Below are 25,644 nucleotides of genomic sequence, written 5' to 3'. Positions count from 1 at the left end.
TTCTAAACATTCCCTTTTTACCGCATGAGACATGATGTTATGAGCACAAAAAACACCTTTTGGCGTTGGAAAAAAATGCCAGTGGTTAACGAGTTAACAGTAAAGACCATCACGGTTTTTGACCGTGATCGAGACATAGTAATACTGAAACCCAATGACGAGATTGAAGCGGAACCTTATTTAAAAGGCGAGATTCAGACCGACCAACTCAATGTGATGTTTGATGACGAGCTTGTATTACACTCCCGTTTTACGGAGTGCTTCGAGGATAAACAAGACCGAGATGTCACCGTAAGGCCGGTAGAGTTTCACCTAAACGACGAGCAACAAGATACAGAAAGTTGGATTCATATCTCCATCGTGGGACGCGTATTGGCCATGGACTATCAACACTCAGCCTATACGGTAGATGACGATAACAGCATCAAAAGTATTGAACAGTTAGTCTTGGATTATGCCAATATCGAACGCTCTGGCATGCACATCTTTCGTATCTACGGTTTTGAAGACTGGATTCTAGTCAGCGACACCTTAAAACAACAGCTGCAAGCCATGAACATCAGCGGCATGCGGTTTTTGCCAGTTTAGGTAATAAATACAAAAAAGGGACGCTCAAATGGCACCCCTTTTTTGACGCTAAGCAAATGTCTTATTTATCGGTATCTTGAGCGTTGCTTTCAGCAACAGGTCGACGGCTCCAATAGCTCGCCAACAAAGACCCTGAAATATTGTGCCAAACGCTGAAAATGGTGCCAGGTAAGGCCGCCATTGGCGTGAAAAACTTCACAGCAAGCGCCGCCGCTAAACCAGAGTTTTGCAAGCCCACTTCGAAGGCGATGGTACGACAAACACGCGCATCAAATCCCAGCCAGTATGTCACCCAATAGCCTAAGGTCAAACCAATGGCATTATGCAAAATCACCGCTGCGGCGACGATCATACCAACTTGAACGATCTTCGAAGCACTCAAAGCCACGACAATGGCAATAATCAACACGATGGCAAACATGGAGATATAAGGAAAAATCGGTTCGGCTTTGCGGACAAACTTCGAGAAGAAGGTATTAATCAGTACGCCACCAGCAACGGGCAAGAGTACAATTTTGAACAAGCTCATTAGCATTGACGCAACTGGCACGTCGACGCTTTGCCCTATCATCAGCGAGACTAGGAATGGCGTTAACACCACGCCAAGCAGCGTCGAAATCGCCGTCATAGAAATCGACAAGGCGGTATCGCCTTTTGCCAGATAACACATGACGTTCGATGACGTACCACCTGCCACGCTGCCAACCAGCAACATGCCCACGGTCAATTCGGTATCAAAGCCAAAAGCAAAAGCCACACAAAACGCCGCAATGGGCATCACCAAGAATTGCAACAACACACCCACGCCGACGGCTTTACCGTTTTTCAATACTTGTTTGAAATCCGCAGGACTTAAGGTCAAGCCCATGGCCAACATAATGATGGTTAACAAAGGAACAATCTGAGAACTCAAGCCAGTAAACAAACTTGGCTGTAAAAAGGCGACGCCGGAAAGCAATAACGCCCAAAGGGGGAAAAGCTGAATAACCATAATACAAAACTCCACGTATGCCATTCGCCCTTGCCGCCAAGAACTCAGCAAACACGAATACGCAACCACTATTTAATTATTATGCGTCCCAAAACGGGAGGAGGATTGTAACCAAATGACCTAGGTTAAAACAGCTTTTATCGCCCACCTAAAAGAATCTAAACCCGTCAGCAGCATGCTGTATTAAGGCATAACGTCATGTCCTGCCTGTTGAAATAGGCATAAGGCTTAAGAAGAGATAACCATGGACAAGGTTTTTTCCATTTTGCGGTAACTCAACGACTCCATTAAATGCGCTCTGGTCACGGGCGAGTCATTTAAGTCAGCCAAGGTCAAAGCCACTTTTAATACTCGATGATAGGCCCGTGCAGACAGTTTAAGTTTTTCTAGGGCGTGTTGCATAAATTGCTTATCGTCGTCGCTTAATGCACAAATGGCTTCGAGTTGACGCCCACTCAATAAGGCATTTTGTACGCCTTGTCGAACTCTTTGCCTAGCCACCGCTCTTTCCACTCGTTCACGTACACTGGCACTAGACTCGCCTTCTTCTTGAGCATTGACCAAGACATCAGACGGTAAAGGTGGCACCTCCACATGCAAGTCGATACGATCCAAAAACGGTGCAGAGAGTTTTTTGAGGTATTTTTGGCTGGCGCTGGATTGGTAATAGTCCTGCCCGCCATTATAAGCTTCGTTACTGGCGTTCATTGCGGCCACCAGTTGGAAGCGCGCTGGAAAAGACATCTGCCCACGCGCACGGGAGATATGCACTTCGCCGTTTTCTAATGGCTCTCGCAACACTTCCAATACTTTGCGGTCAAATTCGGGCAACTCATCAAGAAAGAGCACGCCACAATGGGCCAGGGAGGCTTCACCCGGCTTAGGAATCGAGCCGCCACCCACCAAGGCGGCCGCCGAACAAGAATGGTGCGGCGAGCGGAATGGCCGTTCAGACCAATGCCAATCCAGCCCCATTTTTCGCCCCGCTACCGATTGGACAGACGCCACAGCCAGTGCCTCAGCTTCTGTCATGGCTGGCATAATACTAGGCAAGCGTGACGCTAACATGGTTTTGCCTGTGCCTGCTGGCCCAATAAATAATAGGTTATGACCGCCCGCAGCGGCCACTTCTAGGGCCCGTCTTGCTTGGTATTGACCCTTTACATCACGCATGTCTTTATGATCTAAAGGCAAAGGCTCCGCGGGTTTCGATACGCAAGTTGGCAACTGGGTTTGTTTTAATAGATGCGCTGTTACTTGAGTAAGGTGTTTGGCAAACACCGCGTTCCCTTCCACCAGCGCCGCTTCTTGCTGATTATCATCGGGCAGGATCAATTGTCGATTGGCATGGTGACAGGCGATAGCGGATGGCAAGAGACCAGAGACCCCGCGAATCTCTCCTGATAGTGCTAGCTCACCAATAAACTCAGTATCCCGTAAGCTTATGTCACCCAGCTGACCCGATGCGGCCAATACACTAATAGCAATGGCCAAATCATAACGGCCACCTTCTTTGGGCAAATCCGCGGGCGCTAAGTTTATCGTGACGCGCCGCGTCGGCCATTCAAAATGGCTATTGATAATGGCGCTGCGCACCCGGTCTTTTGCTTCTCGCACCGCCGCTTCAGGTAAACCAACAATGTTCAGTGCAGGAAGGCCGTTGGAAATATGCGTTTCCACGGTGACCAAAGGGGAAGACACGCCCACACGGGCACGGCTGTAGATGGTGGCTAAACTCATAATCTCTCCTTGATATCATTATTTCTTGTGTGAAAAGCAATCCAGCGCTTCACAAATGTCGTATACAGTTTTACATGGTTAATGAGTGGATCTAATGGCAAAAAACCCAATAAACCCCAACAAGCTGCTTTTGTCCAAGTGGACCTCTACATCGCCACAGCAGAAAGAAAAGCATTTCATCGTCACCCAATTAATAAGAGACGACGAAGAGACTGTGACAGAATGCGTGCTTGAGGCGGTGATAAACAAACAGCAGTACATTCACCCTTGGCGTGACCTAACGTCAGCGGACCATTGGCAACAAGGCTGGAAGTGATCAGCTACTCGCTTTCAGCTTTAACAAAGGCGCTCACCCTTATGAGCGCCTTTTTTTATTTTTTACTCGACTGCTCCATCTCATTTAGGCGCGCTTCAAGCACCGCCAGTTTCTCACGGTATTTTGCAAGCATCGCAGCCTGTACTTCAAATTCTTCTCGGGTAACAAGGTCCATTTTGCTTAATGTATTGCGAGCCACTTCATGCAACTGTGCTTGAATCTCTTCTTTTGGCAGTTTACCTAACGTCTCGGCGGCTTGCCCCAAACCGGTACCAAGCTGCTTTATAAATTGATCTATCATGTCATTCTCATTTTTCATCGTCATAATGCTCAATAGTATAGAGGCCAAAGTAAGGTGCAAACAAGTTATCTGCCAAGGCTTCTCTTTAAATCAACGGAACCATTTGACTACACCACCCTAAATCGCCTCTTTTTTGTGCGTAAAATTAAAAAATACCGTCTTGCCATCACCAAGAATCCTCTAAATAAGGCACAAAATAGGGCTGTTTAAAAATACGCTTTCTTGAACAGAAGCAACAAGATAGAGCGTCATTCATGAAATCCCTCTTGCTGTCAGACAATATTTGCACCAATAAAATGCAGCATTTGATGAACACACCCCAATATGCCGCACAATACTAAGCCATCTTGCACTCTTTTTAATTTCAAGAAATCGACAAAATCCTTACAAAGCCCTTATTACATAGGGATATCGATATATGGCACGCATATTGAATAAAGCTAAATACCTGCGATACGACAATAAAACTGACTTTTTAAGGAGACAGTGGGTATGAAGCTTATAACTGCCATCATCAAGCCATTTAAACTCGATGATGTTCGAGAAGCGCTTTCTGAAATCGGTGTTCAAGGTATCACCGTGACAGAAGTGAAAGGTTTCGGACGTCAAAAAGGCCACACAGAACTATACCGCGGCGCTGAATATGTCGTCGATTTTTTACCGAAAGTAAAAATCGAATTGGCCATTGCAGACGAAATGACAGACCAAGTGGTTGAAGCCATTACTGGCGCAGCAAACACAGGCAAAATCGGCGACGGTAAGATCTTTATCGTTAACCTTGAACAAGCGGTTCGTATTCGTACCGGCGAGACTGGTGTAGAAGCAGTTTAAGACTGCTCGAATTATACAAGCCTTTAGGGGGGCGAAACATGCAAGACCAAATTTTTCACTTACAATATGCCATGGATACCTTTTATTTCTTGGTGTGTGGCGCGCTGGTTATGTGGATGGCAGCCGGATTTGCCATGTTGGAAGCGGGTTTAGTACGCGCTAAAAACACCACGGAAATTCTTACTAAGAACGTGGCCCTGTTTGCCATTTCTTGCATCATGTACCTAGTGTGCGGCTACTCCATCATGTACGGTGGCAACTGGTTCCTAACGGGTATTCAAGACGTTGATGTTGCTTCTACCCTAACGGACTTTGCTGGTCGTGAGGGTGGATTCGAAGGCGGCTCCATTTACTCTGGTGCGTCTGACTTCTTCTTCCAAGTGGTATTCGTTGCGACAGCCATGTCTATCGTATCGGGTGCGGTTGCTGAACGTATGAAGCTTTGGGCTTTCCTAGTCTTTGCCGTGGTGATGACAGGTTTCATCTATCCAATGGAAGGTAATTGGACATGGGGCGGCGGTTCTGTATTCGGTATGTTCAGCCTTGGCGACCTAGGTTTCACTGACTTTGCAGGTTCTGGTATCGTTCATATGGCAGGTGCCTCTGCGGCTCTCGCTGGTGTATTGGTTCTGGGTGCTCGTAAAGGCAAATATGGTCCTAACGGTGAAGTCCGTGCCATTCCTGGTGCTAACCTACCACTAGCAACGCTAGGTACATTCATCCTTTGGATGGGTTGGTTCGGTTTCAACGGCGGTTCTGTTCTAAAACTTGGCGATATCGCTAACGCAAACGCGGTTGCTATGGTGTTCTTGAACACGAACGCAGCAGCGGCAGGTGGTGCAATTGGCGCGCTTATTCTCGCTCGTATTCTGTTTGGTAAAGCCGATCTAACCATGCTTCTAAACGGCGCATTGGCAGGTTTGGTTGCTATCACGGCAGGTCCTGATACACCGTCTGCACTAGGTGCAACGCTAATCGGTCTTGTGGGCGGTTTGATTGTGGTTGTGTCTATCCTGACCCTAGACAAGCTTAAAATTGATGATCCAGTGGGCGCGATCTCTGTTCACGGTGTGGTGGGTCTTTGGGGCTTGCTAGCGGTACCACTGACTAATGATGGCACTACGTTCGGCGGACAAATCGCGGGCGCATTGACAATCTTTGTTTGGGTATTCGTAACAAGCTTAGTGGTTTGGTTGGTCATCAAAGCCATCATGGGTGTTCGCGTTACTGAAGAAGAAGAGTACGAAGGTGTTGACCTTTCTGAATGTGGTATGGAAGCGTACCCAGAATTCAGCAAAAAATAATCTTTTCTTAAAACAATATTGAACGTCGAAAACCCTCGCTCTAGCGGGGGTTTTCTTTTTTATTGCCAACTAGAATCACGTTTCCCCTTCTCATACAGACCACAAAACTACTTACTCACGCCGATACGCGTTATCATAGCGTCATACAGTTAATGAAAATCCAAAGGAACGACAATGCACGACGATTTACATTTAACCATTCGTAACCTAACTAATGATGATTACGACGAAATTAAAGTACTGATGGATAAGGTCTATCATGACATTGGCGGCGCTTGGCCTAAACATACTATCCACCAGCTCATCAGTGTTTTCCCGGAAGGCCAAATTTGTTTAGAAGATCATGGCAAAATTGTCGGTCTTGCTTTGTCCGTTCAGGTTAGCTACCAACGTTTCAGCAACCCTCATACCTATGACGATCTGGTTGATCAAAAAGAAAATATTTTAAACGACCCTATGGGCGATGCTATGTATGGCCTAGACGCCCTAATCGCACCAGAGTACCGAGGCTACCGTCTTGGTCGTCGTTTGTACGAAGCTCGAAAAGAACTCTGTCGTCAGCATAATCTGCGCGCTATCTTAGCGGGCGGTCGTATCCCCAATTATCACGAACATGCCCACGAGATGAGTGCAGCGGAATACTTAGAAGCGGTTCGAGAACGTAAAATTTACGATCCTATTTTAACCTTCCAATTGTCTAACGACTTCCAAGTCACACGTTTGTTGAAGCGCTACATGCCAGAAGATGAAAAGTCTCAAGGCTACGCCACTTTATTGGAATGGAAAAACATCTTCTTCGAGCCAGATACCAACGTCATTCGCTCGCGTAAAACCCAAGTGCGTATCGGTGCGATTCAATGGCAAATGCGTGAAGTAGAAAGCGTTGACGAGCTATTGAAGCAAGTCGAATACTTTATCGATGCGGTGTCCGACTACAAAAGTGACTTTGTTTTGTTCCCTGAGTTCTTCAATGCGCCACTGATTGGCCTGAGTCCAGATCAAAGCAACCAAACCGAAGCCATTCGCTTTTTGGCGAGCTTCACTGATCGCTTTATCAATGAAATGTCACAGTTTGCGGTCAGTTACAATATCAACGTTATTACGGGTTCGATGCCTGTTATCGAAGACGAGATTGTGTATAACGTCAGTTATTTATGTCGTCGTGATGGTACGGTTGAAGAGCAGAAAAAAATCCACATTACCCCTCATGAACGTCGTGATTGGGTCATCGAAGGTGGTAACGATTTACGCGTTTTCAACACCGATGCGGGCCGCGTCGGTATTTTGATTTGCTACGATGTGGAATTTCCTGAGTTGGGCCGCTTGCTGGCGGCACAAGATATGGACATTTTATTTGTTCCATTCTGGACCGATACGAAAAATGGTTACTTACGTGTGCGACGTTGTGCTCAAGCACGCGCCATTGAAAACGAATGTTATGTGGTGATTTGCGGTAGCTGTGGCAACCTTCCACAGGTCGAAAACCTAGATATTCAGTACGCCCAAAGCTCGGTTTTCTCACCGTCTGATTTCTCTTATCCACACGATGCGGTGATGGCAGAAACCACGCCAAACACGGAAATGATCATGTTTTCTGATTTGGATTTGGACAAGCTGAAACTGACTCGCAGCGAAGGTTCGGTAAACAATCTGAAAGACCGTCGCACCGATCTTTATTCGGTCATCTGGAATAAACCGAAATCGTAAAAGTCGTTTCTGCCTGTGATAACATGGACGTTATCACAACACTTCATTCTATTAGAGATTCTCATGGCCAAAGCAAAAACTGCCTTTGTATGTAATGAATGCGGCGCTGACTACGCAAAATGGCAAGGACAATGCCAAGCATGCGGTGCGTGGAACTCCCTATCTGAAATCCGTTTAACATCGAGTAAAACCTCTGCCCGCGTCTCCGCGAGCCAAGATCCACGTTATCAAGGTTACGCTGGTGCGGTGACAGGTATCCAGAATTTATCTGACGTAGATTTAGGTGATGTGCCACGTTTTAGCTCTGGCGCAAACGAATTTGATCGTGTATTGGGTGGTGGTTTGGTGCCCGGTGGTGTGGTGCTAATTGGTGGTCACCCAGGTGCCGGCAAAAGTACCTTATTACTGCAAACCATGTGTTGGTTAGCTCAGCAACAAAGCGCCCTGTATGTCACCGGTGAGGAATCCCTTCAGCAAGTCGCGATGCGAGCGCAGCGCCTTGGTTTACCGACTCAAAACCTGAAAATGCTGTCGGAAACCAACGTGGAAGCGATTTTAAACATCGCTCAACAAGTCAAACCCAAAGTCATGGTGATCGACTCGATTCAAGTCATGCATTTGGATGGCGTAGAATCGGCTCCGGGGAGTGTGTCGCAAGTACGTGAAAGCGCAGCGGTATTAACACGCTTTGCCAAGCAAACCCAAACCGCGGTGCTGCTTGTCGGTCATGTTACGAAAGACGGCTCTTTGGCTGGACCAAAAGTTCTTGAGCACATGGTGGATTGCTCTGTCTTGCTAGAAGGCTCAGAAGATTCCCGCTTTCGTACCCTGCGCGGGATGAAAAACCGATTTGGTGCGGTGAATGAGTTAGGCGTGTTTGCCATGCTCGAAAATGGCTTAAAAGAAGTCAAAAACCCCAGTTCAATTTTCTTAAACCGTAGTAAACATCCCGCTGCCGGCAGCCTAGTGATGGTGGTTTGGGAAGGCACTCGCCCTCTTTTGGTGGAACTGCAAGCGCTGGTCGATGATTCGGCATTAGGTAACCCAAGACGCGTCACGGTGGGCTTTGACCATAATCGTCTGGCTATGTTGTTGGCCGTATTGCACAAGCATGGCGGCCTACTGACATCGGATCAAGATGTGTACCTAAACGTGGTCGGCGGCGTGAAAGTTTTGGAAACCAGTGCCGATCTTGCTGCCATCGCAGCGGTCGTGTCGAGTTTCCGTGACAGAGTATTACCCCATGACTTAGTGGTACTGGGTGAAGTGGGATTGTCGGGAGAGATTCGCCCTGTTCCCTCAGGACAAGAACGCATTAGTGAAGCGGCCAAACATGGTTTCACACGAGCCGTCGTTCCCAAAGCCAACTGCCCGAAAAAGCCCATTGAAGGCATGAAGGTGATTGGCGTAGAACGCTTATCGGAAGCGCTTGATGCGATTTTCGAGAATTAGTCGTTCGTTAACTCAAAAAGATCGACGATGGGGTCATCTTCCATGCCATAAGGCAATGCCTTAGCTGAGTCCGCTTCCAATCGATCTTGGCGGGCTTTGATTAAACGCGCTCGGCGTTGTTTGCATAGGTCAAGTACATGATGACGCGCTTCATTGGTTAACGAAAACCAGTGAAAGCGCTCTTCTCGACTGCGCAAGCAACCTTTACAGAAGCCCGTCTTACTGTTTTCGCACACACCACGGCAGGGGCTTTCTATGGTGAACAGTTCAATTTGCTCCATAACCCCTCACTTGTTCATCTTATTGGTGTCTCTAGGCTATTTTTATCGCACTACTGCGTGGCCAGCTGAAAATCGTACACTTCTTCCGGTGATAACAAATACACTCTATCAGCAGGCGCAGCGTCTAGTGAAAACCAATAAAATCGCTCTGGCACACCCATTTCTAAATAAAAATTCACGTAGGTGGCGTGTATAGGATCTGTTACGTTGAGTGTCGTCGCGGCGATTTTTGTGCCATCTGACCAAGCATGCACCCCAACACCTGCTCCAGCCCCGATGCTTCTCTCCACGCCACCTAAAAATAAATCAACACCACCAGAAAGCACATACCCAGTTGGTGCAATATGGGTATTTAAACCGAGATGCCGAATCAGGCGCGCACCTTGCATTGTCGCTCGCTGGTCAACTGAACCTGGCACATCCACCAAGACAATATCCGTCACATTTGGGTTTTTACGCACCAGATCACTCAACTGTTGCACCAGATCATGGCCCAAAACACCCGATAGATAAGCCGAATTACCTTCCACTTCGATGCTCAGTATATTGTCTGCTTGTGGCTCCAAACGCTTCTCGACTGGCGCCGCACAACCCACCAATATCACCACGGCCAGCAGCGGTAACCATGATGCTATTCGGTTTATTGGAAAAGCCTTATTTGTCATACACCATCCTGTGATTTAAAGGTTTCTACACAATAGTAGACCATAAAAACCCCAAAAAATAGCCACCCCTAATAAAACGGGCAGCTATTAAAAAGCACTTTTCATAAAAAATGCCTGGGATAAGCCATTCGTTTAGGAAGGAAAAGAAAAGCTCTTACCTTCACGAACGCCAGCTGATGGCCAACGCTGAGTAATGGTTTTGCGCTTAGTATAAAAACGCACCGCATCCGGGCCATAAGCGTGTAGGTCCCCAAACAAAGAGCGTTTCCAACCGCCGAAACTGTGGTACGCCACGGGCACAGGCAAAGGCACATTGATGCCAACCATGCCTACTTCAATATGGTCAGAGAAATATCGCGCGGCTTCTCCATCACGGGTAAAGATACAAGTACCATTGCCATATTCATGGTCATTAATTAATGTCATGGCCTCTTCCATGGTATCGACTCGAACCACTTGTAATACGGGACCAAAAATCTCTTGCTGATAGCTGTCCATCTCTTTGGTCACGCCATCAATCAGCGTTGCGCCCACAAAAAAACCCTTTTCGTACCCTGCAACCTGAGGATGACGCCCATCCACCACGACTGTGGCACCTTGAGATTCCGCGCTGTCAATAAACCCTACTACTTTGTCTTTGTGTTCCTTGGTAATAACAGGGCCAAAGTCATTGGTTTTGTCTGAGCATTCACCCACTTTAAGCGGCTTCATGGCAGCGGCCATTTTATTCACCAAGGCATCGCCTGCCGCTTTCCCCACCGCGACGGCGACGGACAAGGCCATACAACGTTCACCAGACGAACCAAACGCCGCACCAAGGAGCTGACTGACCACGTTATCCATGTCTGCATCTGGCATCACAATAGCGTGGTTTTTGGCACCGCCGAGGGCTTGGCAGCGTTTGCCATTGGCGCTGGCTTTGCTGTAAATGTATTCCGCAATCGGAGTCGAACCGACAAAGCTCACGGCTTTGACTCGCTTATCTTCCAATAAGGTATCTACCGCTACTTTATCGCCATTGACCACATTAAATACACCGGCTGGTAAGCCAGCTTCGTGTAATAACTCAGCAATAAATAACGCCGTGCTTGGATCACGCTCCGAGGGTTTTAAAACGAAGGTATTTCCGCACACAATCGCCATTGGAAACATCCATAAAGGCACCATAGCAGGAAAGTTAAAAGGTGTGATACCTGCCACCACACCTAATGGTTGAAACTCACTCCAAGAATCAATGTTTGGGCCAACGTTTTTACTGTACTCACCTTTTAGTAACTCTGGCGCGCCACAGGCGTATTCCACGTTTTCAATACCGCGCTGCAACTCTCCTGCTGCATCATGACAAATTTTGCCATGCTCAGCGCCAATCAGCTCACAGATTTTATCCGCGTGTTTTTCTAATAACGCCTTGTAGTTAAACATGATACGAGCACGCTTTAAGGGCGGAGTATTGCGCCATTCTGGGTAAGCGGCTTGAGCCGCTGTAATCGCGTCTTCAACGGTTTCTCGTGAAGCAATGGCCACTTTTTTCGCCACCGTCCCAGTCGCTGGATTAAATACATCTTGGGTACGTTCAGCTTGTTCTGAGTACTTACCGTTTATCAAATGCCCAATGATTTCCATGGTGACTCCCCACTCTAAAAAATTCGATTTCGTGGTTTAACTCAATACGATAAAAGAGAAAAACACCGTCTGTTGACACTACTATGCCTATGGGAATAGATTATAAAAAGTCGAATTTATTAACGCTTAGTTAATCATTTACTTAACTATAAATCGAATGGATGATGCCCCATTATCAATGGGCACAAAGGGGAAGAAGGTGAACCAATTTCATAGCCAAATAAGCGACGCAGACCTGCGTATATTGCGCATTTTTCGTACTGTGGTTGAATGCGGCGGTTTTTCCGCGGCAGAGGTTGAGCTAAACATCAGTCGTGCCGCGATTAGCATTGCCATATCCGACTTGGAAACTCGCTTAGGCTTTCGACTTTGCCAGCGAGGACGCTCTGGCTTTTCTCTTACCAACGAAGGCAGTCAGGTATATGATTACACGTTGCAGCTGTTGTCTTCGATAGAGGACTTTAGGACCAATATCAACGCCCTTCACCAGCATTTGAAAGGCGAACTGAATATTGGCATCACTGACAATCTTGTAACGCTCCCTCACACTCGAATTACACGCACACTGGCCAGCCTGAAAGATAAGGGACCGCAAGTGACGATCAATATTCGCATGATCCCACCGACCGACATAGAGCGTGGCGTATTAGATGGTCGCTTGCACGTTGGTATCGTACCAGACTTAAAAATCCTCAGTGGTTTGGACTACCATCCTCTTTATGAGGAAACCTCCAAGCTCTATTGCAGCGATACGCATCCGTTATTCACAATGGCGGATCAGACCTTTTCAAAAGCCAAACTCAAAGAGTTTGACGCCGTATTGCCCGCCTATGCTCAAACCCCAGAAATAAAAGCCCAACACCAACCGCTTACAGCAAGCGCGACGGCCACGGACAGAGAGGGCATTGCTTTTCTTATTTTAACCGGACGTTATATCGGCTTCTTACCCGATCATGTCGCTGAACGCTGGATACGTGATGGAAGAATGCGCGCTATTTTGCCAGAACAATGTCATTACATTACACAATTCTCCGCGATTACACGAAAAGGCGCACGCGCTAACCTAATATTGGAAACCTTTTTAAAAGAATTAGAAAAAACATAACCAGATATTCATTTATAGCATATCTTTAATATATATTTAAAAATTCATATCCTTATACAAGAGATATAAAATGGATTCATTATCGTATCCTGATCTTCTAATATATGGAGTCATACATGAAGTGCGTAAAGCGAAGCAAACTAATAATAGGGGTCACCTTTGCGGCCTCGCTGTTTTTAACGGCCTGCTCATCCGATCAAAACGATGACGCGGTTGTCGAAAAAGACATTGTCCGCCCGGTGAAACTGATCACTATTGAATCAACCGATGCGATTAACATTCGACGCTTTCCCGCTGAACTAAAGGCCAGCGAAGAAGCCGATCTGGCGTTTCGGGTTGGTGGCCAATTGATGCAGCTCAACGTTGTATCAGGCCAACGAGTGAAAAAAGGCGAGCTACTGGCTTCTCTAGATCCTACCGATTTCAAATTACAAGTTGAACTTGCCCAAGCGAATCAATATTTAGCCGACGCACAATTCAAACGCATTCAAACCATTTTCAAGCAAAACGCCACCACAAAATCCGAATATGACTCCGCGAAAGCTTCATTAGACCAAGCCAATAACGCTTTGCAGTCGGCCAAAAACCAAATGCAATACACGCAAGTTTTTGCCCCTTTTGATGGCGTCATTGCGTCTGTCGATACCGAAAACTTCCAGTATGTCAGCGCCACACAAACCTTGATGCACATTCAAAACATCGACAACCTCGACGTTGAGTTCCAAGTCCCTGAGAGTCTTGTGGTCAGCATCAAAAGTACCAAATCCGATTACAGGGCAAAAGTGGTGGTTGATGTCGCACCGGAAGAAGAACTTTACGGCACCTACAAAGAACACAATACCACACCTGATAACACCACCATGGCGTATGACGTCACGTTAAAACTGATCAGACAAGGTAAAACAGTCAATACGCTACTGCCCGGTATGACAGCAAACGTTGATCTAGATCTCAGTGCTATTTTGGGCACCAAAAAACACATTACGGTGCCCGTCGAGGCCGTACTGCGTCATGAAGACACCAACACAGGACAATCCAGCAGCACGGTTTGGGTGTTCAATGGCGAGACAAATAAGCTAGAAGCTCGCACTGTTACCCTCGGTTCCTTACAAGGCAACAATGTCGAAATTATCTCAGGCTTAAATGCCGGTGAACAAATCGTGGCGGCGGGTGTTTATAGCCTAACCGATACCATGCAAGTTCGTCCTTGGACACGTGAGCGAGGCCTATAATGGATATTGCAGCCTATTTTATAAATCGTAAAGTCACCAGTTGGATGGTCACGCTGATTCTACTGGTCGGTGGTATCATTGCGTTTACCAACTTAGGACAACTTGAAGACCCAGAGTTTACCATCAAGGACTCCTTGGTCATCACGTATTATCCTGGCGCGTCTCCAGAACAGGTCGAAGAAGAAGTCACGTATCCCATTGAGCGTGAATTACAAAACTTGCCCTATGTGGATAAAATCACGTCTACTTCAAAAGCGGGTTACTCTAAAGTTCAGTTAACGATTAAAGACACTTATCGCGCCCAAGAACTAAAACAGATTTGGGACGAAGTGCGTAAAAAAATTCGTGATATATCTGGCAGTTTTCCAACCGGCGTTGCTACACCCATTGTCGTTGATGATTTTGGCGATGTGTATGGTGTCATGCTGGCCGTTCACGGTGAGGGCTACCCTTACAAGGATTTAGAAAACTACGTGGATTACGTCAAACGAGAATTGGTTCTTGTTGATGGCGTTGCCAAAGTCACCGTGGCAGGCGAGCAAGACGAACAAGTTACGATTGAAATTTCACGCGCCAAACTAGCCAATATGGGCATTGCACCCAGTCAATTAGAAGATCTGTTGAAAAATCAAAACAGTGTATCCAATGCGGGCAAAGTAAAAGTGGGCAGTGAATACATTCGTATCAGCCCAACAGGCGAATTCCAAGACATCTCGGAATTGGAAAACCTGATTGTTGGTACGCCCATTGATGGCAACCTAATCCGCTTAAAAGACATAGCGACCATTAAACGCGAATACGCGGAGCCTGAAACGCATATTGTTGGGTTTAATGGTTCAAAATCACTGTTGTTAGGGGTTTCTTTTTCGGCCAATGTGAACGTGGTAGAAATCGGTAAAGCCTTAGAAGAACGAATTGCTGAGCTAAAATACCAGCAACCGATCGGACTCAGCATGGAGCCTATTTACTTCCAATCTAAAGAAGTAGATCGCTCAGTCTCTAACTTTTTACTCAACCTAGTCGAAGCCGTTGGTATCGTTATTCTGGTACTCTTGGTTTTCATGGGCATTCGCTCTGGCATCTTGATCGGTATTATTCTTTTATTGACTATCCTTGGCACTTTTATTGTCATGGACTATTTCAAAATCAACCTGCAGCGCATCTCGCTTGGTGGGCTTATTATCGCCTTGGGGATGCTGGTCGATAACGCCATCGTGGTCACCGAAGGGGTACTGATTGGCTTACAAAGAGGCATGACCAAGCTGCAAGCTGCCAGTGCCGTCGTAAAACAAACCAAATGGCCATTACTCGGTGCTACCGTCATTGCCATCACCGCCTTTGCGCCAATTGGTTTGTCCCCTGATGCCGTGGGCGAGTTTGTTGGCTCGTTGTTCTATGTATTGTTAATTTCCCTGTTCTTAAGCTGGATTACCGCCATCACACTGACGCCGTTTTTCTGTGATCTGTTCTTCAAAGAGAGCATTGCAAAAGCCAAGGCCAGTGATGCAGAAGCAGATAAGGTAGACCCATACCAAGGCTTTATATTTACTGGTTACAAATGGCTGCTAGACAAAGCCATGCACTACCGTTGGATGACTGTCATTCTCTTAGTTGGTTGTTTGGTGGTATCGGGATGGGCATTCCAGTTTGTTAAACAAGCGTTCTTTCCACCTTCAACCACGCCGATGTTCTATATGGACATTCAAATGCCTGAAGGCACCCACATAGAAGACACCTATAAAAAAGTACAAGATATTGAACAAGACTTGTTGCAGGACGACCGTATTGAGAACGTCACCTCTACAACAGGACAAGGTGCCCTTCGCTTCATGCTGACCTATGAAGCCGAACAAGAAAACGCCAGCTACGCGCAATTTATTGTTCGAACCAAAACGGAAGAATCGATACCAGGCTTATTTAAAGAGCTTCATTACAAGATGCAACAAGAGTACCCAGAGCTGGAGGTCAAATTACAGCGCTTGCAGTTAGGCCCCTCCACCGGTGCCAAACTTGAAACACGTATCAGCGGGCCAGATCCGAAGGTTCTGCGTCAGTTGAGCGCACAAGTGCAGGAAATTTACCGTGCTGATGGCGGACTAGAGAGCATTAAAGACGATTGGCGCCAGCCTGTGAAAGTGCTTCGCCCTATCTTTAATGATGCTCAAGCTCGACGTTTAGGCATCAGTAAAACCGAACTGGACGATGTCCTATTAACGAATTTTACCGGTTCTCAAATCGGTTTATACCGTGAAGGGACGGATCTGTTACCGATTGTACGCAAAGCACCAGAGAACGAGCGCGTATCAATAGATCAAATCCGTGATCTGCAAATTTACAGTCCAGCATCGGGTTCTTATGTCACATTGTCGACGCTAGTGTCTGGTTTTGAAACGGTCTGGGAAGATCCGATCATCGAACGTCGAGATCGTAAACGTACCATTACGGTGATGGCAGATCCTAAAATTTTAGGAGATGAAACCGCCATGTCGATCTTCAGTCGCACGCGTGGAGCGATTGAAGCGATTAAGTTGCCACCAGGTTATACACTAGAATGGGGTGGCGAATACGAGAGCAGTACTGACGCTCAGGCCAACATATTTAAGGCGTTACCCTTGGGTTACCTGTTTATGTTTATCATCACGATATTGCTGTTTAACTCAATTCGTGTGCCACTGACGATTTGGTTCTGTGTACCTTTAGCCCTGATCGGTGTCTCTACTGGCTTACTGGTGATGAACTCCGCTTTCAGCTTTATGGCACTACTCGGATTCTTGAGTTTATCGGGCATGACGGTGAAAAATGGTATCGTACTTGCTGATCAAATCAATTATGAACTTGATCAAGGCACCGAAAAATACGAAGCCATCTTCAACTCTGCTGTCAGTCGTGTTCGACCTGTCTGTATGGCCGCCGTCACGACGATTCTGGGGATGATTCCATTGCTATTTGATGGTTTCTTTGAAGGCATGGCAGTGGTTATTTCCTTTGGTCTAGGCTTTGCGACCATTTTGACACTCATTGCGGTACCCGTGTTTTACACCTTACTATTCCGTGTCAAATATCGTCACCATAGCGAATTCGACTAACCGCTAGCTACTTTGATAGAGCCTTAATGCCCCTGGGCATTAAGGCTCTTGATTTACAATTACGCTATCTTATCGAGAAGATTATGCACCTAGACGACATTTTAAAGCTGGACATAAAACTACTCGTTGCTTTCGTTACCATCATGGAAGAAGGCAGTGTGTCACGGGCGGCCGAAAGACTGAATGTGACTCAGCCTGCACTCAGTAAGAGCCTACAAAGACTACGTGAACTCTTCAAGGACTCACTCTTCACACGTCAGGCTTATGGTTTAACGCCCACAGCAAGAGCATCCGAGTTACATGATTTGATTCAACCGATTTTGAGCTCTCTCTCAGAACTCATGAGCCCCAATTCTCTGGACTTAAAAACCCTAGATAGACGCTTCAAACTGCGTGCTGACGAAGGCGATTTGGAAAACTTTATTGAGCCCCTGCTGGCATCCTTGCAATATCAAGCCCCTAATTTACGCTTATCCATCAGCTCATGGGGAGACTCCCAGCTGGATGAACTGGTTTCTGGCAATGTCGATTTAGGTATTATGCGCGTCAGTGAAACACCGGGAAATGTGCGCAGCAAGCTAATCGGTTGCATGGAAGCCTGTATTGTATTAAGTGAAGCACACCCACTCTTTCACAAAGACGAGGTGACACTAGAAGAACTGCTGCGTCATAAAGTCGTCACCCACCACTTACGCAGCCACCGCCATAGCTCTTTTTCAAAGACCGAACAAAAGTTGAAGCAACAAGGCCACATCATACAGCCTAGCTTAGAGACAGATAGCTTAATGGTCGCCATGCAAGCGGTAAAGCGCGGTATGGCCTTGGTCACCTCACGCTCTATCGGTGATTTGTTCCTACAAGTGATGTGTGAAAAAGCCCATTTTTACCCAGTGAAGTTATTGCCTATCCCAAAAGAAGTATTAGATATAGACGAACATAAAGGACGTCATCCTATCCACATTTTTTGGCATGAACGCTTTAACAATGATCTTGCGCACCGCTGGTTGAGAGAACAGATTATTTACTTTATGCGTGAATCCCCTTGGATGCATCCGCCAACCTAAAGAAACGACTCTGATCACAATAGCCTAGTTATCCCGCGTCGCGCTGCGCACGAAGAAAATCAAAACGCGGGATATTTTCGCCATTAATGCATACGGTTTCTTGAAACATGCTCAGTGGTCTTGCCCACCAGCCAAACTCACCATACAACGCTTGATACACCACTAATTCTTCTTCCGTTTCACTGTGTTTAACCACACGCTCTACCCAATATAGAGTCCCTTTATAATGTTGATAAACACCTTGCCTCATATTCAAAACCGCCATACTTTAAAAAAATCGACCAAATCAAGCCAATAAGCAGAAAAATCTGTCGCAAATACAAAAGTTTCCATCTTACAGCTCATCTCGAACTCAGCAATAATACTCAGCATCTAGAAGAAGACACTAAAGAACTCTCATTCAGTGTCCACAATGAATAATAGGATGACCCTATGTACCTTGTACGTCCAGCGGACTTTGCTGATTTACCAGCTTTGGAACGCCTTGCCCAGCAAGCTGGCATTGGTATCACCAACTTCCCAGCCAATAGAGAACGCTTGAACGACAAAATTGCCTCTTCACGCCGCTCTTTGCAAACCGACGTGATACAGCCAGGAAACGAATCCTACTTGTTTGTGTTGGTGAATACCATTAAGGGCGACATCGTCGGTTGTTGTGGGATTGATGCCATGGTGGGTGTTGACACCCCATTTTACAGCTATCGCATCGACGAAGTCGTACATGCCTCACCACAGCTGCAAATTCATAATCGCATTCCGGCCCTTTTTTTATGCCATGACTACAGTGGAACAAGCAGACTCATTGCACTGGTGGTCGATAAAGCTCACCAGAACCCGACCGCCATGTCCCTGTTGTCCAAAGCACGATTGCTGTTCATTGCTCGCTATCCAGAACGCTTTACCAAACGTTTATTTGCCGAACTGCGTGGCGAAAATGACAAGCAAGGTCAATCTGCATTTTGGGATGCGCTTGGCAAACATTTTTTTACCATGGACTTTAAAAAAGCAGACTATCTTTCTGGGGTCAGTAACAAGCACTTTATCGCTGAATTAATGCCACGCTATCCGATTTATGTGCCAACTTTGCCTGAGGCCGCACAAGACGTCATAGGTGTCGTCCATGAAGAGTCCAGTCAGAGTGCTGACATTCTTCTCAACGAAGGCTTCGAATTCCGTGGTTACGTGGATATTTTTGATGCTGGACCCACCATAGAGGCCCGCACAGAAAGCCTTCACACTATCGCCCAGCAAAAAATGGGCAAAGCGTTAACGCTGACCGAAAGCAGTAAGGGCCCGATGCATCTTATTTCAGCAGGACATCTGGACACCTTCCGAGTCACGGCCGCTTCCGCTGAGCCACAAGTCGCGGGATTAGCACTGGAGAAAACCACTCAAGACGAATTGGGCATCTCCTCTGGAAGCCGAATCCAATGGGTCGCTCTATAATATCAATAATAATCTATAAAGATTTTTGCGCCGCCAACAGCGCTCAATTATAAAAAAGGATACTCATCATGATGGTCATACGCCCTATCTGTCAAAATGACCTAAAGTCACTTTATCGACTCGCGGAGAAGACAGGCATTGGTTTTACCTCCTTGGTCACGGACGAAGCCGTACTGCAAAAAAAAATTGACGGTGCCATACGCTCTTTTGCCAAAGAAAATGTTGTATCACCAAGCAATGAAGACTATTTAATGGTGCTAGAAGACAGCACCACAGGAGACATTGTCGGCACCTGTGGCATATTGGCAACCGTTGGTTTAGACGAGCCCTTTTACAGCTATCACCTCGGTACCATTACCCATGCTTCAAGAGAATTAGGCGTTCACAATGCCATTCCGACGCTGATACTCAATAACGACTTCACCGGCTGCAGCGAAATTTGCACCTTATTTTTAGAAGAAAACTACCGCCATTCTAAAAACGGCCAGTTACTGTCAAAAGCGCGCTTTATGTTCATGGCGCAATTTCCTGAACGTTTTACGGAAAAAGTCTTCGCGGAAATGCGAGGTGTCAGTGATGAAAACGGTGTATCGCCTTTTTGGGAAAGCCTTGGTCGTCATTTTTTTTCCATTGACTTCAAGGAAGCGGATGAATTAACCGCCCAAGGTAACAAGCAATTTATCGCTGAGCTAATGCCCAATAATCCTGTTTATGTGAACTTACTGCCGCAGGCGGCTCGAGACGTACTTGGACAAGTTCACCAAAACACCGTTCCAGCTCGTCGCTTATTAGAACAAGAAGGCTTTCGCTACGAAAACTATGTGGACATTTTTGACGGTGGCCCAAGTTTAGAAGCTCGTGTCCAAGATATCCGTGCGGTGCGCGATAGTCGTCTTTGTCTGGCCAACATTGGCCAACCTAAGGGACTCTGCAACACACCAAATGAAGGCTGTTTCTACCTTGTGTCGAATGCCAAAGTAAAAGATTTCCGCTGCATTTTAATCCAGCGATCCATACCTCCGGGGAGTGCGATGACTCTCACTCAAGAAGAAGCAGACAGCCTTTGCATTATCAATAAAGAACCCGTACGCATTGTCGAACTATCAGCTTATTCAGGACATTAATCGGGCACCTTTAAAAGGAGAAGCACCATGAAACAAGCACATTATATTAATGGACAATGGGTCGCAGGCGAAGGCTTGCTATTGCACTCTATCGACCCAGCGGATGGTAGTCTTGTATGGCAAGCTAACACGGCCACTTCAGATCAGGTAGATGAGGCGATGAAAGCCGCTCGCGCTGCCTTTCCTGCTTGGGCCAATCGCCCTTTAAAAGAACGTTTAGCCATCATTGACACCTTTGCAACACTCGTCAAAGAGCACAGCGAAGAGATTGCCACAGCAATTAGCCGAGAAACAGGCAAACCAATCTGGGAAACCCGTACCGAAGCCGCCGCCATGGTCGGTAAAGTCGCCATCTCTATACAGGCTTACCACGAACGGACAGGGGAAAAAACCACGCCGATGCCGGGTGCCACAGCGCGACTACGCCATCGCCCACACGGTGTCGTTGCGGTGTTTGGTCCTTATAACTTTCCGGGGCATTTGCCAAACGGCCATATCGTCCCAGCGCTGATTGCAGGCAATACAGTGGTCTTTAAGCCCAGCGAACAGGCTCCCGCGACATCGGATGTGATTGTTCAACTATGGGAAAAAGCGGGGTTACCCGCTGGCGTGCTTAATTTGCTTCAAGGGGAGCGCGACACGGGCGTCGCCTTAGCAAACCACCCAGAAATCGACGGATTATTCTTCACCGGCAGCCCTCAAGTTGGTCACATTTTACATAAAGACTTTGCTGGGCATCCGGGCAAAATCTTAGCCTTAGAAATGGGCGGCAATAACCCCTTGTTGGTGTCTGAAAAAGTCGCGAATCAACGCGCGGCGGTACATGAGATCATTCAATCGGCGTTTATTTCTGCGGGACAACGCTGCACTTGCGCACGTCGTTTATTATTGCCTAAAGGCAAGCTAGGCGATGCCATTTTGCACGCTTTAGTAACGGCAACCAAAGCGCTAAAAATTGATCGCTTTGACGCTGACGAACAGCCTTTTATGGGCCCTGTAGTATCCGCACAAGCCGCGGACGGTTTACTGCAAGCCTACCAAAAACTGATCAAATTAGGCGCCTCTCCAATTCTAGAAATGACCCGCGGCGATCGCCAAACGGGCTTTGTTACACCAGGCATTATCGATGCCACCGACATGCTAGACGCGCTTCCAGATCAAGAATATTTCGGACCATTGCTGACTGTGATTCGCTATGACTCGCTGGATCAAGCCATGAGCATCGCTAATAACACAAAATTTGGCTTATCGGCCGGTATTTTGTCCGACGATGCGACCGAATACGAATGGTTCTTGCAGCATAGCCGAGCAGGCATTATCAACTGGAACCGCCAAACGACAGGCGCATCAAGTAATGCACCATTTGGTGGTACAGGCGCCAGCGGCAACCACAGAGCCAGCGCTTACTATGCCGCCGATTATTGCGCCTACCCCGTTGCCAGCATCGAAGCCGACAGCTTAACCATGCCAGAAAAACTGGGACACGGTATCACGCTTTAGAGCTCTATCTAGAACAAAATAGACAACTTAAATTCAGATGCAACTTAAATTCAGGCATAACAAGAGGCCATTATGAACACTGCGACAGAAGCCAATTTTGACGGTTTAGTGGGCCCAACCCACAACTACAGCGGCCTATCTTTTGGTAACGTCGCGTCGTTGAATAACTCCGCACGCCCATCCAACCCAAAAGCCGCCGCCAAGCAAGGCCTAGTCAAGATGAAAGCCCTAGCGGATATGGGGTTTGTGCAAGGCGTGCTCGCGCCCCACGAACGTCCACACATTCCAACGTTACGTCGTTTGGGTTTTTCTGGCAGTGATGCCAATATATTAGAACAAGCTGCCAAACACGCACCCAAGCTGCTTGCTGCGGTTAGTTCTGCGTCCTGTATGTGGACCGCCAATGCTGCAACCGTCTCACCAAGTGGCGACACCAGTGACCGACGTGTGCATTTTACACCGGCAAATTTAGTGAATAAATTCCACCGCTCCATCGAGCACGAAACCACTGGCGCAATTTTACGAGCAACGTTTAGAGACGAGCAATACTTCGCCCATCACCCCGCTTTACCCAGTGTTGATCATTTTGGCGATGAAGGGGCGGCCAACCATACGCGTTTTTGTCATGGGTATGGCGAGCAAGGCATTGAATTCTTTGTCTATGGTATGGAAGCCTTTAATAACAACGCGGCCAAACCAGCTAAATTCCCTGCGCGCCATACGTTAGAAGCGTCGCAAGCGGTTGCTCGTCGTCACGGCTTATCGGCGAATCAAGTGGTTTATGCTCAGCAAAATCCCGACGTTATTGACGCTGGCGTGTTTCACAATGACGTGATCGCGGTTGGCAATCGCAACGCACACTTTTACCACCAAGAAGCGTTCTTAGACACGACCAAAATGAAACAAGACTTACTCAAGGCGTGGGGCGATAGGGCATCGCAATTGCACCTGATTGAAGTACCAAGCCATGCTGTGTCCGTTCAAGACTGCATTCAGTCTTATCTATTTAATAGCCAACTACTCAGCCGTGGCGATGACGATATGGTGCTGGTGGTACCCGGTGAATGTGAAAATAATCCGGCCGTTTGGGCGTATTTAAACAGCCTAGTTGCAGGCCAATCACCGATTAATGAAATCAAAGTTTTCGACCTCAAACAAAGCATGAGCAACGGCGGTGGTCCAGCTTGCCTTCGACTTCGCGTTGCTTTAACGCAAACTGAGCAAGCGGCGATTAATCCATCCACTATCATGAACAACACATTGTTTGAACGTTTAAATATCTGGGTAGATAAACACTATCGAGACGAACTGCACGAACAGGATTTGGCGGACCCTCAACTGCTAATAGAAAGCCGTACCGCGTTGGATGAACTCACCAAAATATTGGATTTAGGTCACGTTTATGAATTTCAGACCTGATTTATCCTTCGCCAAAGGGATCTAGAACACACTTAAGAGAAACACAGGCCATGAATTCTGTAATTAATGCGCACAGAGTATCTCTTGCTTGCTGCGAATAAGCTCTGCCGAGTACAATCCTTGCAAATTAAATTTGGCCTTATTCAATAGAAGGAAGACTTCTTGACCACCTTATCCGATGCTTTGCAAGCGTTGGCAGTCCACTGCCAACAAGCCGCGACAACATCAGCACTCACCTTCCACCGTGGTGTGGAACGTGAAGCGTTGCGAGTTGATCGCACTGAGGGCCGCATTTCTCATAAGCCCCACCCAAAAACATTAGGCTCAGCACTGACTCACAGTTCCATTACCACGGATTATTCTGAATCTCTCATGGAATTTATCACAGGCGTTCATCCAAGTGTGGAAGGGGTCATCAAGGAGCTAGAAGACATTCACAATCTAGTTAACCATGAGCTATTCCAACAAGACGAATGTTTGTGGCCCGCGAGTATGCCTTGTTACCTTGCTGGTAATGATGATGTGCCGATTGCCTACTATGGCGAATCCAACACAGGCAAACTAAAACGCGTTTACCGTGAAGGTTTATCCAATCGTTATGGCCGCATCATGCAATGCATTGCGGGTATGCACTATAACTTTTCCTTTGACAAAGACTTCTGGCTATTTTTAGAACAACACAAAGGCAAAACGACATTATCCGCCAGCGAAAAACAAGCCTTCCAATCTGATAGTTATTTCGCTTTGATTCGCAATTTCCGCCGTAGCTCTTGGATGCTTTCATTATTATTCGGGGCCTCTCCGGCCATCGACGACAGTTTTTTACCCAAAAAGCCAGACAGTTTAACATCGCTTGAAAAGCACACGTGGTTTGGTCCGAAGGCAACGTCACTTCGTATGAGCGATCTTGGCTATCAAAACAAAGCCCAAGCCGATCTGTACGTCTGTTATAACGAAGTCGATACCTATATCAGTACGATCAAAAATGCGTTACGCACACCGTATCAACGTTACCAAGACATCGGCGTAAAAGTGGACGGGCAATATCGTCAGCTTAATAGCAATCTGTTGCAAATTGAAAACGAATATTACAGTGATATTCGTCCAAAACGTGTTACGCAACCTGGCGAACACCCAAGCGCCGCCTTGCATGCAAGAGGGGTTGAATACATTGAAGTGCGCATTATGGACTTAGATCCAAGTTCTTCTATCGGTATGCAATCGTCTACCTTGTATTTTATTGATGTGTTTTTGCTCTACTGCATGTTGCGTGGCGACGAGCATCTTGGCAGTGAAGAATGCAAACAACTGCGTAAAATGCAGCAAGAAATTGCTTCCCATGGTCGTGACTTAGAGATGGACTTTGATTTTGGCCAAGGCCCGATTAAATTGCGTCACAAAGCCGAGCAGATGCTTGATGAGTTGACCCAAGTTGCGGATTTCTTGTCGGCAAAAACAGGCAATGCAGCCTATCAGCAAGCAGTAGCGATCCAAAAAGAGAAACTGGCTGACGAAACCCAACTGCCTTCTGCGCAATTGTTAGCGCGTTGCAAAGCACAACAAGGCTATCAAAGTGCCATGTTGGCGTTGTCAAAAGAACAACAAGCTCAATGGATGGCTTGCCCATTAACACAGGAACTGACTCGTGAGTTTATGGACAAAGCAGAACGCTCTTTACAAGACCAAGCAGCCATTGAAGCCGCGGATGAAGTGGACTTTGATACTTTCCTAGCGGCGTATTTAACACCACAATGAGTGTATTGTAGATCGTGGCTTTAGCGCGTCGAGGAATTTGGTTTGGCGTTACCCGTTTTTGACGGCCTCAATGCCGACCTACATAATTTTGTGTAGGTCGGCATTTAGGCCAAC

General features: G+C 46.9%; 22 protein-coding genes. 15 read left to right on the top strand and 7 right to left on the bottom strand.

Annotation, left to right across the window (positions count from 1 at the left end; all coding sequences use genetic code 11):
• The first annotated feature begins 39 nt into the window (after positions 1-39).
• Positions 40-588 (top strand): imm11 family protein, encoded by a 549-nt coding sequence (locus DK187_RS07725; protein ID WP_111606769.1) that lies wholly within the window; start codon positions 40-42, stop codon positions 586-588.
• A gap of 61 nt (positions 589-649) precedes the next feature.
• On the opposite strand, the gene DK187_RS07720 is transcribed toward DK187_RS07725, so the two are convergent.
• Positions 650-1,579, bottom strand: a complete 930-nt coding sequence (locus tag DK187_RS07720) for a bile acid:sodium symporter family protein (RefSeq protein ID WP_111606768.1) — start codon at positions 1,577-1,579, stop codon at positions 650-652.
• A gap of 228 nt (positions 1,580-1,807) precedes the next feature.
• On the bottom strand, positions 1,808-3,319 hold the full coding sequence (locus DK187_RS07715) for a YifB family Mg chelatase-like AAA ATPase (RefSeq protein ID WP_111606767.1): 1,512 nt from the start codon (positions 3,317-3,319) through the stop codon (positions 1,808-1,810).
• Between the two features lie 94 nt (positions 3,320-3,413).
• Between DK187_RS07715 and DK187_RS07710 the strand changes: the two genes are divergently transcribed.
• Positions 3,414-3,635 carry a TIGR02450 family Trp-rich protein gene (locus DK187_RS07710; protein ID WP_111606766.1) on the top strand — a complete coding sequence of 74 codons (222 nt, stop codon included), beginning with the start codon at positions 3,414-3,416 and terminating at the stop codon, positions 3,633-3,635.
• A 55-nt stretch (positions 3,636-3,690) separates the two neighbouring features.
• On the opposite strand, the gene DK187_RS07705 is transcribed toward DK187_RS07710, so the two are convergent.
• Entirely contained in the window at positions 3,691-3,936 is a 246-nt protein-coding gene (locus DK187_RS07705) for an accessory factor UbiK family protein (RefSeq protein WP_111606844.1), read from the bottom strand.
• Between the two features lie 492 nt (positions 3,937-4,428).
• Here DK187_RS07705 and glnK point away from each other — a divergent pair, with 492 nt between their 5' ends.
• The 4 genes from glnK (at position 4,429) to radA (ending at position 9,230) form a co-directional block, all read left to right on the top strand.
• A complete protein-coding gene (gene glnK, locus DK187_RS07700) occupies positions 4,429-4,767 on the top strand; it encodes a P-II family nitrogen regulator (protein WP_012071322.1) in 339 nt (112 codons plus the stop codon).
• A 38-nt stretch (positions 4,768-4,805) separates the two neighbouring features.
• Positions 4,806-6,071, top strand: coding sequence for an ammonium transporter (locus DK187_RS07695; RefSeq protein WP_111606765.1), 1,266 nt, complete (start codon positions 4,806-4,808; stop codon positions 6,069-6,071).
• A 174-nt stretch (positions 6,072-6,245) separates the two neighbouring features.
• Positions 6,246-7,778, top strand: a complete 1,533-nt coding sequence (locus tag DK187_RS07690; protein WP_111606764.1) for a carbon-nitrogen hydrolase family protein — start codon at positions 6,246-6,248, stop codon at positions 7,776-7,778.
• 63 nt (positions 7,779-7,841) lie between these two features.
• Positions 7,842-9,230, top strand: a complete 1,389-nt coding sequence (gene radA / locus DK187_RS07685) for a DNA repair protein RadA (RefSeq protein WP_111606763.1) — start codon at positions 7,842-7,844, stop codon at positions 9,228-9,230.
• Here the strand turns inward: radA and DK187_RS07680 are convergent.
• The 3 genes from DK187_RS07680 to DK187_RS07670 form a co-directional block, all read right to left on the bottom strand.
• A complete protein-coding gene (locus DK187_RS07680) occupies positions 9,227-9,511 on the bottom strand; it encodes a DUF1289 domain-containing protein (protein ID WP_111606762.1) in 285 nt (94 codons plus the stop codon). The genes radA and DK187_RS07680 overlap by 4 nt on opposite strands.
• 50 nt (positions 9,512-9,561) lie before the next feature.
• The gene (locus DK187_RS07675; protein ID WP_111606761.1) at positions 9,562-10,176 is read right to left on the bottom strand and encodes a COG3904 family protein; all 615 of its coding nucleotides are present in this window, start codon (positions 10,174-10,176) and stop codon (positions 9,562-9,564) included.
• Between the two features lie 132 nt (positions 10,177-10,308).
• Positions 10,309-11,799 carry a CoA-acylating methylmalonate-semialdehyde dehydrogenase gene (locus DK187_RS07670; RefSeq protein WP_111606760.1) on the bottom strand — a complete coding sequence of 497 codons (1,491 nt, stop codon included), beginning with the start codon at positions 11,797-11,799 and terminating at the stop codon, positions 10,309-10,311.
• Positions 11,800-11,998: 199 nt separating this feature from the next.
• On the opposite strand from DK187_RS07670, the gene DK187_RS07665 reads away from it, so the two are divergent.
• The 4 genes from DK187_RS07665 (at position 11,999) to DK187_RS07650 (ending at position 18,286) form a co-directional block, all read left to right on the top strand.
• On the top strand, positions 11,999-12,904 hold the full coding sequence (locus DK187_RS07665; RefSeq protein WP_111606759.1) for a LysR family transcriptional regulator: 906 nt from the start codon (positions 11,999-12,001) through the stop codon (positions 12,902-12,904).
• A 116-nt stretch (positions 12,905-13,020) separates the two neighbouring features.
• On the top strand, positions 13,021-14,136 hold the full coding sequence (locus DK187_RS07660; protein WP_111606758.1) for an efflux RND transporter periplasmic adaptor subunit: 1,116 nt from the start codon (positions 13,021-13,023) through the stop codon (positions 14,134-14,136).
• Positions 14,136-17,222, top strand: coding sequence for an efflux RND transporter permease subunit (locus DK187_RS07655; protein WP_111606757.1), 3,087 nt, complete (start codon positions 14,136-14,138; stop codon positions 17,220-17,222). Before DK187_RS07660 ends, DK187_RS07655 begins: the two co-directional genes overlap by 1 nt.
• Positions 17,223-17,305: 83 nt before the next feature.
• Positions 17,306-18,286, top strand: coding sequence for a LysR family transcriptional regulator (locus DK187_RS07650; RefSeq protein ID WP_111606843.1), 981 nt, complete (start codon positions 17,306-17,308; stop codon positions 18,284-18,286).
• A 28-nt stretch (positions 18,287-18,314) separates the two neighbouring features.
• On the opposite strand, the gene DK187_RS07645 is transcribed toward DK187_RS07650, so the two are convergent.
• Complete coding sequence (locus tag DK187_RS07645) at positions 18,315-18,536, bottom strand: DUF1653 domain-containing protein (RefSeq protein WP_111606756.1); 222 nt, start codon at positions 18,534-18,536, stop codon at positions 18,315-18,317.
• A gap of 182 nt (positions 18,537-18,718) precedes the next feature.
• Here DK187_RS07645 and DK187_RS07640 point away from each other — a divergent pair, with 182 nt between their 5' ends.
• The 5 genes from DK187_RS07640 to gshA all read left to right on the top strand — a co-directional run bounded on the left by DK187_RS07640 (position 18,719) and on the right by gshA (position 25,530).
• On the top strand, positions 18,719-19,732 hold the full coding sequence (locus tag DK187_RS07640) for an arginine N-succinyltransferase (protein ID WP_111606755.1): 1,014 nt from the start codon (positions 18,719-18,721) through the stop codon (positions 19,730-19,732).
• 68 nt (positions 19,733-19,800) lie between these two features.
• Positions 19,801-20,856, top strand: a complete 1,056-nt coding sequence (gene astA / locus DK187_RS07635; protein WP_111606754.1) for an arginine N-succinyltransferase — start codon at positions 19,801-19,803, stop codon at positions 20,854-20,856.
• Positions 20,857-20,883: 27 nt separating this feature from the next.
• Positions 20,884-22,356, top strand: coding sequence for a succinylglutamate-semialdehyde dehydrogenase (gene astD, locus DK187_RS07630; protein ID WP_111606753.1), 1,473 nt, complete (start codon positions 20,884-20,886; stop codon positions 22,354-22,356).
• 72 nt (positions 22,357-22,428) lie between these two features.
• Entirely contained in the window at positions 22,429-23,775 is a 1,347-nt protein-coding gene (gene astB, locus DK187_RS07625; protein WP_111606752.1) for an N-succinylarginine dihydrolase, read from the top strand.
• Positions 23,776-23,937: 162 nt separating this feature from the next.
• Positions 23,938-25,530 (top strand): glutamate--cysteine ligase, encoded by a 1,593-nt coding sequence (gshA, locus tag DK187_RS07620; protein ID WP_111606751.1) that lies wholly within the window; start codon positions 23,938-23,940, stop codon positions 25,528-25,530.
• The last annotated feature ends 114 nt before the right edge of the window (positions 25,531-25,644 follow it).

It is taken from the genome of Marinomonas arctica (genome assembly GCF_003259225.1).
Classification (GTDB): domain Bacteria; phylum Pseudomonadota; class Gammaproteobacteria; order Pseudomonadales; family Marinomonadaceae; genus Marinomonas; species Marinomonas arctica.
Note: the sequence above shows the minus strand (reverse complement) of the source record. Positions and strands in the feature narration are given on the sequence as shown.